The following is a 13,360-nucleotide window of genomic DNA, read 5'->3' as shown; positions in this document are numbered from 1 at the left end:
ATACCACATTTAAGATAAAAAGTCTATATCTTTTTTTCAAAAAACAAAAATCTTTACGAAAAATATATTTCATAATCCCGAAAAACCCTCATAAATACCCATTTCTTATTTTCACCGAGAATTGCTGTTGAACCGCAAGAATTCTCGGTGAAAAATTAGATAGAGGCTCATTATTCCTTATTTTTCTCTCAAAATGTTTACGAAAAAATTTTTTCTATCTCTCCTAAACATAGGTAAATTCAGTCTCTAAAAATTCACCGAGAACTTCTGCCTCTTTTTTAAAAGACTTGACAAAAAATATATAATTATAATATAATATTATTGTAATTATTTACCCAGGTGAAGTGAAACAACCATTGTCTGGTGCTTCACTTCAGAAAATATTAGAAAGAAAAATAGTTATGAAAAAAAACAAAGAGAAAATCAGGATTGGAATAATAGGTGCCGCCAGTATATCCTCTGGTGTATTATTAAAGTTATTAGCTAACCATAAGTATGCAACTATAACTTTATTAGTATCAGAAACCAAAGGAGGAGAAAAAATAAGTGATATTCATAAATTTTTAGAAGGTATTTTCGAGCTAAAAAGTAGTGAATACAATGCGGATAAAGTAATAGAAAAGTGCGATGTGGTATTTCTTTCAAAACCTCACGGTGAATTTTTAACAGAAACATCAAATTTAGTTAAAAAAGCACAAAAGACAAAATCAAATATTAAATTTATTGATTTAAGTGCAAATTTTAGATTGAAAGATGCTGATTTATATAAGTGGTATGGTTTCAAGCAAAATAATAGACAACTTCTTAATGAAGCAGTCTATGGATTACCCGAGATATACTCTCAAAAGATAAAAGATGCATTTTTTATAGCAAATCCAGGCTGTTATCCAACCTGCACTATTCTTTCAGTAGCCCCTTTATTTATTAATAAACTCATAGAGAAAAAGGAAATAATTATTATTGAGGCAATATGCGGTGTTTCTGGTGCCGGGAGAAAGCCAAATGACCGGAATTTAGCTATCGAAGTCGAAGGAAATATTAAACCCTATAAAATAGGTATCCATCCTCATATACCAGAGATAGAGCAAGAATTAGGAGATTTAATCCAGGATAAAGTTAAAGTTCTTTTTGCTCCACATGTAGCCAGTTTTAAATATGGAATGCTTACAACAACTTATATTAAACTACAGAAAAGGATGACATTTGAATCTCTCGTTGAAAAATATCAAGAATTTTATAAAGATAAACCATTTATTAGAATTTGCAAGCAAGGAGAATATCCAGAAATCCAGAATGTAGAAGGGACTAATTTTTGTGATATTGGTATTCAAGTTGATGAAAGAACAAGTACTTACATAGTAATGGGGTGTATAGATAACATTATTAAGGGGGCGGCTGGACAGGCTGTTCAAAATATGAATATTATGTTTGGGCTGGATGAGACAGAGGGTCTGCCTTTTTCAAATGCCCTAAAGAAAACCGTGATGGTAAATTAGCTATGATAGGACACTATCCATTTTTTCACCTGTTTTTATTAGACACTTAACCGTTTTTTGAACCAATTAATAGTTTTTATCATTCCTTCGTCAAAATTTATCTTTGGTTCCCAACCGAGTAATGTTTTAGCCTTAGTAATATCCGGTCTTCGTTGTTTCGGGTCATCGGTAGGTAATGGTTTATAAATTATCTCACTTTTACTGTTGGTAATTTCAATTATCTTTTGTGCGAATTCTAAAATCGTCATTTCCTGTGGATTGCCAAGATTAACTGGAGTATGACAATTTGAACACATCAACTTATAAATTCCTTCAACCAGGTCAGCGACATAACAAAAGCTTCGAGTTTGACTTCCATCACCAAAGACTGTTATTGGTTCATTTTTTAATGCTTGCGGGATAAATGCTGGCACTACTCGTCCATCCTCTAATCGCATTCGTTCACCATAAGTGTTGAATATTCTGGCAATACGGGTCTCTATGCCGTGAATGGAATGATATGCCATAACCAATGCCTCGGCAAATCGTTTTGCTTCATCATATACCCCCCGTGGTCCAATAGGATTAACATTACCCCAGTAATCTTCTGGTTGCGGACTAATTAATGGGTCACCATAGACCTCTGATGTCGAGGCAAGTAAATAAGAGGCTTTTTTGTATTTGGCTAATCCTAATGTTTTATGCGTTCCTAACGCACCTACTTTCAATGTTTGAATCGGATATTTTACATAATCCATTGGACTGGCAGGGGAGGCAAAATGAAGAATAAAGTCTAAATGCCCATCTACATAAATAAATTCTGTGACATCATGTCTATAAAATTGAAATTTCTCACTCCGGATATGGCTGATATTATCTATGTTGCCGGTGATGAGATTATCCATAGCGATAACCTCATGTCCTATATTGAGTAGATAATCACATAAATGTGAACCTAAAAATCCAGCACCACCAGTAATTAAAATTCTCATCCTGATTTTACCTTCCAATCAAAATTAAAATCATTATCAAACGGGTCAACCCTCATTTCATCTGGCTCATCATAATTGTATAATTCTGTTGGAATATTAAGGACATAAGCGGGTTCATTCCCTAATGCCAAAAATCCGTGCCAGATAAAAGGTGGAATTTGCACTAATTGACGATTTAATTCAGTGATGATAATTGTCCCGGTCTGTTTATATGTTGGCGAGTCAGTTCGGCCATCGTATAGACCAAGTTTAAGACTTCCTTTAACTAAAAAGAGGTTATCCGTCTGTTTTTTATGTGAATGCCAGGCTTTGATAACACCAGGATTACAGGTAGTCAGATAGATTTGCCCAAATTGCTTAAAATGTGGGGCATCTTTACGCAGAATTTCCATTAAAAATCCTCGCTCATCTACATGAGGTATTAATTTAATAATTTTAATTCCTTCAATCATCACCATTAACCTTTTTGTAATCGTTCAGCCACAGAAAATGATTTTATTGGGTAAATAGTTTTTTTTCTTTATCTCCCAATTAGAGTTCTGCAAAACCAGGAAACTGTAGTTTTTAAGCGGGTATTTAAAGCCTTTATTTTTATCAATTTCCTCCAAAGAGCAAAATGCAAAACTCGTTTATAGTTTAGGGTTTATAGTGTATAGTTTATAGTGTATAGTTTATAGTTTATGGTTTATAGTTTATGGTTTATAGTCCTTCAACTATAAACTATCTACTATAAACTATCTACTATAAACTATCTACTATAAACTATCTACTATAAACTATCTACTATCTACTACATTTCAGCATTAAAATACTTGAAGTCCTTTTTGGAATTTGATTTGTAATTTTGCATTTTGATATTTATATTTGATATTTAATATTTGATATTTGATATTTATTTGTTGTCTCCCCCAAATCCTATTTTGCAGAACCTTATTATCTCCCAATACCATGATACACAAATCCTAATTCTTTCATTTTCGCCGGGTCGTAGATGTTTCTTCCATCAATAATGACCGGGTTAGACATTTTCTCCTTAATTTTAATTAAGTCTAATTCTTTAAATTCATTCCATTCGGTCATAATTACCAGGCAATCACTTTCTTCAGCGACTTCGTAAGAGTCTTTGCAGAAAGTAACATTTTTTAACAATGGTTTTGCCTTCTCCATAGCCACCGGGTCAAATGCCTTGATAAATGCCCCTTGACCTTGTAACATTTCAATTACCTCAACCGAAGGGGCAGAGCGCATATCATCTGTATTAGGTTTAAAAGCCAGTCCTAAAATACCTATCTTTTTATCCTTTAATATCCAGACAGCGTTTTTTATCTTTGTCACAATAAGTTTTCGTTGTTCTCTGTTTATATTCTCAACCTCTTTCAGGAGTTGAAAATCATAGCCAAGTTTGTGAGCGAGGCGGATAAAAGCAGAGAGGTCTTTTGGAAAACATGAGCCACCAAAACCAAGACCAGCATTTAAGAAACTTCTTCCTATCCGTTCATCATAACCCATTCCTTCGGCAACCTTTAGAACATCTGCTCCGGAGAGTTCGCATATATTTGCCACGGCATTAATAAATGAGATTTTGAGGGCTAAGAAGGAATTAGAGGCGTGTTTAATTAATTCAGCACTTTTGATATCTGTAACAACAATTGGGGCATTAAATGGGGCATAAAGTTCCTTTAAGAGTTTTTCTGCCCGTTCAGATTCTACGCCAATAACTATTCGGTCTGGCTGCATAATGTCATATACCGCCGAGCCTTCTCGTAAAAACTCAGGATTTGAGGCAACATCAAATTCAACCTGATGCTTATTATTTAATTTGACCGTGCGTTTAACCCATTCGCCTGTTTGCACCGGAACAGTGCTTTTTTCCACGATTAATTTATAACTTTTCATTGTTTGAGCAATTTCTTTAGATACATTTTCAACAAAAGATAGGTCTGCCTCTCCATCAGGTAAAGGTGGTGTGCTTACCGCAATGAAGATAATATCTGATACCTCAACCCCTTCAACGATTGAAGTGGTGAATGAAAGTCTATTTTTCTTAACATTTCTTTCTACCATTTCATTTAACCCTGGTTCATAAATAGGCACTCCACCACTTTTTAAGATATTAATCTTTTCTTCATTATTATCTACACAAATAACATTGTTTCCTAAGTCTGCAAAGCAAGTGCCAGTAACTAACCCCACATAGCCGGTGCCAATCATACAAATCTTCATTGAATTTTCTCCTCTCTTTGTAGTCAAAGACTTTTGATTCTACCTTTGGAATTTGCCAATAGAGAATTCATCGAGATAATCTTTCTTCTCTCTGGATGATAACTTTTCTACTTGCTCATAGCTAAACGAGTTCTACCCCCGTCGGCCACAATTAGATCACCTAAATATTTAGCTAAATATTCAGTAGTTTCTTTAATCATCTCTCGTGTCAACTTACTCTCTTCTTCTATTGTTTCTCGTGTTAATTTGGTTTCATGCTTTAGTGTTTTATTATTCACTACCCCATAGACAGTCAAAAATACCCCTAATATTGTCGCCGCTGTGCCTACCAGGGCTAATGATTCCCATAAGTTCATTTCCCTATCCTCCTTTTCTAATCTTTACCTACATCTTTAACTGGACGGATGGTGGTATTCACGCAGAAATTCCAAATTCCAGGCACCAAATCCCGAATAAATTTCAAATTTCAGGTAACCGTTCACCGCAGAGACACAGAGACGCAGAGAAAAAATTAAAATTTATTTACGATACGCTTAACATCCCTGATTTTCATCAGTGCAAGCTCTTGAGTACAACAACATTAAACTTGCCCTGATGAAAATCAGGGATGGATTAACAAATCTGGCTTGCCGGCTGAACATTCGGCAAGCAGATCATAAGTATTTCAATGGCTGCACCAATAATCTTTTCTGTTATCTGATTTATTTCCATATCTTCTCTGTTCCTCTGCGTCTCTGCGGTAAATTACCCCCTGAACGGTTACAATTCCAGGTTCAAAGAAAGATAACCTTTCTTCTCTCTATATTTGCTGTATGATAACTTTTCTACTTACTCATAGTCAGACGGGTTCTATCTCCGTCAGCCACAATTAGCCTACCTAAATATTCAGTAGTTTCTTTACTCAACCTGCTTAAATATTCAGTAGTTTCTTTACTCAACCTGCTTAAATATTCAGTAGTTTCTTTAATCATCTCTCGTGTCAACTTACCCTCTTCTTCTATTGTTTCTCGTGTTAATTTGGTTTCATGCTTTAGTGTTTTATTATTCACTACCCCATAGACAGTCAAAAATACCCCTAATATTGTCGCCGCTGTGCCTACCAGGGCTAATGATTCCCATAAGTTCATTTCCCTGTATCCTCCTTTTCTAATCTTTACCTACATCTTTAACTGGACGGATGGTGGTATTCACCCAGAAATTCCAAATTCCAGACACCAAATCCCGAATAAATTTCAAATTTCAGGTTCAAAGAAAGATAACCTTTCTTCTCTCTATATTTGCTGTATGATAACTTTTCTACTTACTCATAGCCAGACGGGTTCTATCTCCGTCAGCCACAATTAGCCTACCTAAATATTCAGTAGTTTCTTTAATCATCTCTCGTGTCAACTTACCCTCTTCTTCTATTGTTTCTCGTGTTAATTTGGTTTCATTCTTTAGTGTTTTATTATTCACTACCCCATAGACAGTCAAAAATACCCCTAATATTGTCGCCGCTGTGCCTACCAGGGCTAATGATTCCCATAAGTTCATTTCCCTCTGTCCTCCTTTTAACTTCTCTCTCCTATAATCTCTTTTACGATTTGAAGTAATCCTTTCTCATGAGTTACATAGCAAGTTTTACAACCTACCCTTTTGCCTGCTTCTATATCTTTATCTTCATCTCCAATCAACCATGAGTTTTTAAAATCTATCTGAAAGTCTCTATCTGCCAATTCTAACATTCCATGTTTGGGTTTTCTACAATTACAATTATCTTCAGTAAGATGTGGGCAGTAATAAATTGCGTCTATAGAAGAGCCATAATCCTTTAGTTCATTGAGCATCTGTTGATGAATTTGTTGTAGTTGTTCTTCTTTGATGATTCCTTTACCAATACATGCCTGGTTGGTAACTACAATCACCTTAAATTGAGATTGATTCAACAATTTTATTGCTTGTTTAACACCTGGTAGAAATTCAAATTCCTCCCAGCATTTTACATAATCGCCAATTATTTTTTTATTAATCACACCATCGCGGTCCAGGAAAACGGCTTTGTTTTTATTAATTTTTATTTCACCCCTCATATTTTTCAAGAAAATAGTTAAATGACTTATTTCTCCTAAAAATAGGAAGTAGAGAGTAGAAAGTAGATAGTAGAGAGAAAATCTTTCCTCCACCTGTTTTTTTCCCTATTTTCATTCTCCTGTTGTGAATCCACGGTTCATGAGCCTTCTCCCCTGAAAATCGGGGTTCGGGATTTGGATTTCGGGGTTAGGGGATTCTTTTATTCCCGAGTCCCGAGTCCCGAGTCCCGAGTCCCTTTATTTCTGCGTTTCGCCATAACTTATTCCTAAACCCTATTTTTATACCATTCTATTGTCAAGCGTAAGCCTTCTTCAAAGCCAACTTCAGGTTCATATTCGAGAAAAGCCTGTGCCTTTGATATATCAGCCAGAGAATGTCTAACATCTCCAGGTCTTGGGTCAACATGTTGTGGTTTAATCTCGACATTGAGTATTCTGGCGATATGTCTGGCTAATTCATTAACCGTCACCCTTTGTCCACAGGCAATATTAAATATTTCGCCAAGTCCTTCAGTCGTCTTAGTGGCTAAGACATTAGCAGAAACGACATTATCGATATAGGTAAAATCTCTTGATTGCCCTCCATCGCCATAAATTAAAACCTCTTTTCCTGTCAGCATTGCTGTCACAAACTTTGATATAACCGCGGCATAAGGAGATGTTGGGTCTTGATTAGGACCAAAGACATTAAAGTATCTTAAGGAAATAGTTTCTAATCCATAGATGGAATAAAATAACTGGCAGTATTCTTCTGCGGTAAGTTTTGTTACGGCATAAGGAGAAAGTGGAGAAGGCTTCATATCTTCCCGTTTAGGTAAAACAGGTGTATCTCCATAAACAGATGAGGATGAGGCGTAAATTACTCGTTGAACGCCTGCATCTCTTGCCGCAATTAAAACATTTAAAGTGCCTGTAATATTTACCTCATTTGAGGTAAACGGGTCTTTAACAGAACGCTCGACTGATGGTAATGCGGCTTGATGAAAGCAGTAATTTACCCCTTCTAACGCCTTTTTGACTGTTTTTAAGTTGGTTATATCTCCTTCAATTACTTCTATTTTGTCTAAAAACTGGTTAATGTTTTCCATCTTACCAGTAGAAAAATTATCTAAGATTTTAACCTTACTTCCGTCTTCTTTAATTAATCTGGCAGCAATATTTGAGCCAATAAAACCTGCCCCCCCAGTAATTAAGTAAGTTGTCATATTTTCCCTCCCTTGTACCGAACCTTATCGGTATAAATGTCCTTCTGAAAATTAGTTGATAGTTGCTATACTATCTATCATCAACTATAAACTATCTACTATAGCACTTATTAATCGGAATTTGACCCAGATATGGCTATGAAATTCCAAATCACAAATTCCATTTAGTGAATTAGTGAATTAAGCGAATTAGCGAATTAGTAAAATCTAATCTCTAATTCACTAATCTCTAATTCGCTTTTTGGTATGTGGAATTTGGTGCTTATTTGGGATTTGGTGCTTGGGATTTGGGATTTTTTACTTATCCACCCTGAATAAAATTTTGACTAATAACTGCTATATAAACTTTCTCTCTTATTTTCCCATTCCTATTCTTTGGGCTTTTTGGAATATTTTACCTTCGGTTTTGATTGCCGGGGCGATAATCAATTCGACCAACTGCATTTCTCTTATATTTTTCGCTCCACACATACCCATTGCGGTTCTAAGAGCGCCGACGAGATTTTGTGAGCCATCATCTAAATGAGCAGGCCCGTAGAGTATTTCTTCTAATTTCGAGGCAGTCCCGACATAAATTCGAGTGCCTCGTGGTAGATTACGGTGAGGCATTGCCATTCCCCAATGGTAGCCTTTTCCAGGTGATTCTTTAGCCTTAGCAAATGATGAGCCAATCATTACCGCATCTGCACCAGCCGCAAATGCCTTACATACATCCCCACCTACCGACATCCCCCCATCAGTGATAATCGGAATATATCTTCCTGTTTGTTTATAATAGAAATCTCTTGCCGCGGCACAATCAACCGTGGCACTAACCTGGGGAACTCCTATGCCTAATACTCCACGAGTTGTGCAGGCGGTTCCAGGGCCTACTCCAACTAATAAACCATCAATGCCTGTTCTCAGAATCTCAAGACTGGCTTCGTAAGTAACACAATTACCCACGATTAATGGAATGGATAATTTCTTTTTTAATTCTTTAAAGTTTAAAAAAGGTTTATCTTTTGAGATATATTTTGCTGTGGTTACAGTTGATTGAACAACAAATATATCTGCTCCTGCATCTTGAGCAATTTGAGCGAATCTTTCTGCTCGTTGTGGAATTGAGGACACGGCGGCGATAGCGTTTGCCGATTTAATTTCTTTTATCCTCTTTTCAATCAACTCTTCTTTAATAGGTTCTTCATATATCTGTTGAAGGATATTAGTTGCTTCTTCTGGAGGGACAGAGACAATTTTATCAATAACACTTTTCGGATTCCCATATCGAGTTTGAATACCTTCTAAGTTTAAAACTGCCAAACCACCTAATTTACTCATTTCAATAGCAAATTCTACATCTACAACTCCATCCATTGCCGCGGCAATAATCGGAATCTCAAATTTTAAATTTCCTAATCTAAAATGAATATCAACATCATCCGGGTCAATAGTTACAACGCCAGGTGCTATAGCGATTTCATCAAATCCATAGCATCTTCGCGCCTTACGACCTCTTCCTATCCATAAACCCATTCTAAACAACCTCCTTTAAATTTATTATTTTAAGTATACAAGATTTATTGTTATTCGTCAAGAAAAATTTTAACAATTATTGTGATTTCTTAAAAGTTCCTGGTGATTCCTTTAGTTTATAACTATAGACAGAGAACAGAGGTCAGAAGATAGAAGTCTATCTTCTGTTTTCAGATCTCTGCCTAATTAAGTATAATTTATGAGGAAATGAAGTATAGTTGTAATGGGTCAGTGAAATGGGGGGCGTTCTCTTGAAAATGAGAGTTGTTACCACAGAAACACGGAAGGACAGAAACACAGAGTAAAAATCAATTTTCCGTGTTTCATCATTTCTGTGTTTCCGTGATTTCTTCTAAAAGTCAGGTTAATCCCCCCACGCCACTGACGACTGACATTACACAGTTCTATCACAGAATTACAAACTGATAGAAGATATTTGCTCTCCTACGCTCTACTACCTTAACAAGGATTTAAAAGGTATGCCAGAATATTCCATGTTATATTTTGTCTCTTAAGTTAACGCCTACGGGGGGATTGGGGACAGCGTCCCCAAAATATTATCTCCTAATTTCTAACCATACAGGTTGAAAGTTTTTGTTGACATAGGACAAAATTTCTGCTAAAATGTCATCAGAAGATGCAAAAATGAATAAATACACAAAACGCTCAGAAAGCAAATTCGTATCCGTAGCAGTAAAACAGATGAAGAATCCTTTTATTTATGGAGAAGAGGTTTCTGGAAACGCCTTTTGTAACCGAAAAGATGAAATCGCTGAACTGGTAAAAGATATCGAAAATGGAGAAAATATAATTATTTTCTCTCCCAGACGATATGGAAAAACTTCTCTTATTAAGGAAGTGATTAGAAATCTTCAGAATAGACCTTTTCTCATTGCCTATATTGATTTGTATCCGGCTATCACAAAAGAAAAGTTTATAGAAGTTTATGCTCGAGCTTTAAGTCAGAGTATTAAGGGTAAAATTGAAGTAGTTATGGAAAGGATAAAAGAACTATTACCCCGTTTGCTTCCTAAGATAGTAATTCGACCTGATAATCTGCCAGAGGTTGAATTTGAATATGATAAAACTACCAATATTAGCCCAATATTAGATGATTTACTCACCGCGGTTAAGAAAGAAGCGGATAGAAGAGGAATGAATGGTGTGGTGGTTTTTGATGAATTTCAAGAGATTGCTAATTATGGGGATGATGAAATAGAGAAAAAGATGCGCTCTGTATTTCAATCTCATCGAAATGTAAGTTACATCTTTATGGGAAGTAAACACCATCTAATGTTTGATATGTTTTACAATCTCAACAGGCCTTTTTATAAAAGTGGCAAGCACTTCCCATTGGGAAAAATAGAAAAAGGTAATCTTATTTCGTTTATTAAATACCACTTCAAAAGAAGCCAGATTCAGATAGAAGACAAAACCATAGAAAAAATTGTAGAAATCTCTGAATGCCATCCTTATTATACTCAATATCTCTGCCATATTTTATGGGATGAATATAGCGACCAGGTAAAAGTAGAAGAAAAGAGTGTTGCTCTGGCTCTTTTGGGATTGCTTAAGAAAGAATCAACCCTTTTTGCCACTATTTGGGATACCTTGACTCTAAAACAAAAACAGGTTCTGGCAGGTTTAAGTCAACAAGAAAAGGCAGAAGTATTCTCAACTGATTTCTTAAGAAGATATAATCTGGGAGCACCTTCAAGTGTTCAAAAGGCACTCAAGGGACTAATGGAAAAAGAACTAATAGAAAAGGAAAATGGCCAATACATAATTTGTGATATCTTTTTCAAACGCTGGATATTAGAGCAAGCAAAGCGTTAATTATCCAACTGGCGTAACGCTAATTGGATAATCCAGGCTATGTTTAGAATTGACATCTATATAATTCTATGATATATTTGAAATGGTAAGAAAAGTGTAACTATTCACCCTGTAGGAAAGTAGGAGAGTAGGGAAGTAGGAAAGGGGAAGAAAATGAATGAGAAGTTAGATGATTTTAGACAACTTGTAGTATGGCAAAAAAGCCATCATTTAGTGATAAGAATATACGAAATAACCAAAAACTTCCCCACTGAAGAAAAATATGGATTGGTGCAACAGATGTGCAAAGCGGCTGTTTCTATTCCAGCAAATATTGCAGAAGGTTTTAAGAAACAAGGCATAAAGAATAAGTTAAATGCCTATAATATAAGCCAGGGCTCTCTTGAAGAACTAAGGTAATGCGTCAGTGAAATGGGGGAGATTTCCCTGAAAGTAGGAAGTAGGAGAGTAGGAAAGGTATTATCTAATTCTATCTAAAGATCTTAATTATCTGCCAGATTTTCAATCCATTTGGGATATATCTGAAGAAGTGAGTAGGATGCTTATAGGTTTAATCAAATCAATTAAGAGTAAAATAGTATGAAGTATTTTCCCCCTTTCCTACTTCCTACTTCCTACTTGCTTGGTATGCTGAATAGTTACAGAAAAGTTAATTTTTTTTTAAATTTTACTAAAGTTTTTTTAAATAAATGTCGATTAAAAAAGGAGGGGAGATAAAATTATGGTAGTAAATCCAATTACATTAACACCAAAAGTAACTGAGGTAAATGGGGTCAAACCCAAAGGAATAGAGAATGATCCGGCACTTGCAGATAAAGTATCTATTTCTTCTCAGGCAAGAGGAATTCAACAGGAGAGGGTTGAAGCAAAAGAATTAGCAAAAAAGATAATGGTTGCCATCCCTGATATTCGTCAGGAAAAAATCTCAGAGGTCATCGAACGACTGAATAGTCATTCTCTCACAAAAGAAGAGATAATAGAGGGGGTTGCCGAGAGAATGGCACGGATGATAGGCATCGGCTTAAGTTAATGACCTAAATAGGCCTTTTTCACTAATTCATTTTGGACAAGTTCATCACTTTTCCCCGCCAATATTATTTTCCCTGTTTCAAAAATATACCCGCGATGAGCAATATTAAGTGACATATAAGCATTTTGTTCTACAAGGAGAATAGATGTTCCTTCTTGATTAATCCGTGCAATTGTTTTAAATATCCTCTCGATAAGTTTAGGGGCTAATCCTAAAGATGGTTCATCTAAGAGTAAAAGTTTAGGATTGCTAACCAAAGCCCTGCCAATGGCTAACATTTGTTGTTCCCCACCACTTAATGTGCCGGCGACTTGTGCCCGACGCTCATAAAGAAGTGGAAATATCTCAAAAACATAGGCTATTTGTTTTTTTGAGTTCTTTTTTGTCCAACCCCCAAGTTGGAGATTTTCCATCACGGTTAATGGTTCAAATATCCCTCTTCCTTCAGGCACCTGTGTAATTCCAAGTTGAACAATCTGATGTGGTTTTAAAGGGGTAATGTCCTGGTCTAAAAATCTAATTGCCCCATTACATATCTTTACCAATCCTGAGATAGCGGCAAGAGTTGTTGTTTTACCCGCACCATTAGCCCCTAAGAGGGCAACAATCTCTCCCTCATTTACCTCGAATGAAATCCCTGCAAGGGCATGGATATGATGATAATAAACCTCAAGATTTTCTACCTTCAGCATTTCTTCTCCTGAAAATAGCGAATTAGTGAATTAGAGATTAGTGAATTAGTATAGTATCTCCAGACTTGTATCCTGCGTCCATGCTTATCTTCTTAAACTATAAAACCATCGAATCATAAAACTACATTTTCATCGTCCTCGTATAATATATATTGTTGGTCATTTTGAATGCCACAATCCTAATTCCTTATTAAAGCCCCCAAGATTGGGGGTTGGGGGTTGAAAATAAAATTAAAAAATTAATTATTAGTACTGGTAGTGATGTGGAGAGTGTGGGTAACTCCAAAGGAGTTATCCAAGCAATTGTGGGTAAGTTGTGGACA

At 35.8% G+C, this 13,360-nt stretch carries 15 protein-coding genes; 5 read left to right on the top strand and 10 right to left on the bottom strand.

Features of this window, described 5'->3' with window-relative positions; genetic code table 11:
• Nucleotides 1-401 precede the first annotated feature (401 nt).
• Nucleotides 402-1,496, top strand: a complete 1,095-nt coding sequence (argC, locus tag AB1422_10745; protein MEW6619794.1) for an N-acetyl-gamma-glutamyl-phosphate reductase — start codon at nucleotides 402-404, stop codon at nucleotides 1,494-1,496.
• 38 nt (nucleotides 1,497-1,534) lie between these two features.
• On the opposite strand, the gene AB1422_10740 is transcribed toward argC, so the two are convergent.
• From AB1422_10740 to AB1422_10725, 4 genes are all read right to left on the bottom strand, one after another.
• Nucleotides 1,535-2,467: a UDP-glucuronic acid decarboxylase family protein gene (locus AB1422_10740; protein ID MEW6619793.1), complete on the bottom strand. Its 933-nt coding sequence runs from the start codon at nucleotides 2,465-2,467 to the stop codon at nucleotides 1,535-1,537.
• A complete protein-coding gene (locus tag AB1422_10735; protein ID MEW6619792.1) occupies nucleotides 2,464-2,919 on the bottom strand; it encodes a dTDP-4-dehydrorhamnose 3,5-epimerase family protein in 456 nt (151 codons plus the stop codon). Before AB1422_10735 ends, AB1422_10740 begins: the two co-directional genes overlap by 4 nt.
• Nucleotides 2,920-3,400: 481 nt before the next feature.
• Nucleotides 3,401-4,690 (bottom strand): UDP-glucose/GDP-mannose dehydrogenase family protein, encoded by a 1,290-nt coding sequence (locus AB1422_10730; protein MEW6619791.1) that lies wholly within the window; start codon nucleotides 4,688-4,690, stop codon nucleotides 3,401-3,403.
• Between the two features lie 107 nt (nucleotides 4,691-4,797).
• Nucleotides 4,798-5,046, bottom strand: coding sequence for a hypothetical protein (locus AB1422_10725; protein ID MEW6619790.1), 249 nt, complete (start codon nucleotides 5,044-5,046; stop codon nucleotides 4,798-4,800).
• A 199-nt stretch (nucleotides 5,047-5,245) separates the two neighbouring features.
• Between AB1422_10725 and AB1422_10720 the strand changes: the two genes are divergently transcribed.
• Nucleotides 5,246-5,506: a hypothetical protein gene (locus tag AB1422_10720; GenBank protein ID MEW6619789.1), complete on the top strand. Its 261-nt coding sequence runs from the start codon at nucleotides 5,246-5,248 to the stop codon at nucleotides 5,504-5,506.
• Between the two features lie 8 nt (nucleotides 5,507-5,514).
• Here AB1422_10720 and AB1422_10715 read toward each other — a convergent pair whose 3' ends face one another.
• The 5 genes from AB1422_10715 to AB1422_10695 form a co-directional block, all read right to left on the bottom strand.
• On the bottom strand, nucleotides 5,515-5,817 hold the full coding sequence (locus AB1422_10715; protein MEW6619788.1) for a hypothetical protein: 303 nt from the start codon (nucleotides 5,815-5,817) through the stop codon (nucleotides 5,515-5,517).
• A gap of 169 nt (nucleotides 5,818-5,986) precedes the next feature.
• Nucleotides 5,987-6,223 carry a hypothetical protein gene (locus AB1422_10710; protein ID MEW6619787.1) on the bottom strand — a complete coding sequence of 79 codons (237 nt, stop codon included), beginning with the start codon at nucleotides 6,221-6,223 and terminating at the stop codon, nucleotides 5,987-5,989.
• Nucleotides 6,224-6,240: 17 nt separating this feature from the next.
• Nucleotides 6,241-6,852 carry an HAD family hydrolase gene (locus AB1422_10705; protein MEW6619786.1) on the bottom strand — a complete coding sequence of 204 codons (612 nt, stop codon included), beginning with the start codon at nucleotides 6,850-6,852 and terminating at the stop codon, nucleotides 6,241-6,243.
• Nucleotides 6,853-7,025: 173 nt separating this feature from the next.
• Nucleotides 7,026-7,964, bottom strand: a complete 939-nt coding sequence (locus tag AB1422_10700; GenBank protein MEW6619785.1) for an SDR family oxidoreductase — start codon at nucleotides 7,962-7,964, stop codon at nucleotides 7,026-7,028.
• Nucleotides 7,965-8,318: 354 nt separating this feature from the next.
• On the bottom strand, nucleotides 8,319-9,479 hold the full coding sequence (locus AB1422_10695) for a GuaB3 family IMP dehydrogenase-related protein (GenBank protein ID MEW6619784.1): 1,161 nt from the start codon (nucleotides 9,477-9,479) through the stop codon (nucleotides 8,319-8,321).
• Between the two features lie 645 nt (nucleotides 9,480-10,124).
• On the opposite strand from AB1422_10695, the gene AB1422_10690 reads away from it, so the two are divergent.
• The 3 genes from AB1422_10690 (at nucleotide 10,125) to AB1422_10680 (ending at nucleotide 12,345) form a co-directional block, all read left to right on the top strand.
• Complete coding sequence (locus AB1422_10690; protein ID MEW6619783.1) at nucleotides 10,125-11,315, top strand: ATP-binding protein; 1,191 nt, start codon at nucleotides 10,125-10,127, stop codon at nucleotides 11,313-11,315.
• A 153-nt stretch (nucleotides 11,316-11,468) separates the two neighbouring features.
• Nucleotides 11,469-11,714 (top strand): four helix bundle protein, encoded by a 246-nt coding sequence (locus AB1422_10685; protein ID MEW6619782.1) that lies wholly within the window; start codon nucleotides 11,469-11,471, stop codon nucleotides 11,712-11,714.
• 322 nt (nucleotides 11,715-12,036) lie between these two features.
• On the top strand, nucleotides 12,037-12,345 hold the full coding sequence (locus AB1422_10680; GenBank protein MEW6619781.1) for a flagellar biosynthesis anti-sigma factor FlgM: 309 nt from the start codon (nucleotides 12,037-12,039) through the stop codon (nucleotides 12,343-12,345).
• Here AB1422_10680 and AB1422_10675 read toward each other — a convergent pair.
• The gene (locus AB1422_10675) at nucleotides 12,342-13,037 is read right to left on the bottom strand and encodes an ABC transporter ATP-binding protein (protein MEW6619780.1); all 696 of its coding nucleotides are present in this window, start codon (nucleotides 13,035-13,037) and stop codon (nucleotides 12,342-12,344) included. The two genes, AB1422_10680 and AB1422_10675, sit on opposite strands and share 4 nt — an antisense overlap.
• Nucleotides 13,038-13,360 lie beyond the last annotated feature (323 nt).

The sequence above is a fragment of the bacterium genome, from assembly GCA_040757115.1.
Lineage (GTDB): Bacteria > UBA9089 > CG2-30-40-21 > CG2-30-40-21 > SBAY01 > JBFLXS01.
The sequence above is the reverse complement of the archived record's forward strand: the minus strand, read 5'-3'. Positions and strand labels throughout refer to the sequence as shown.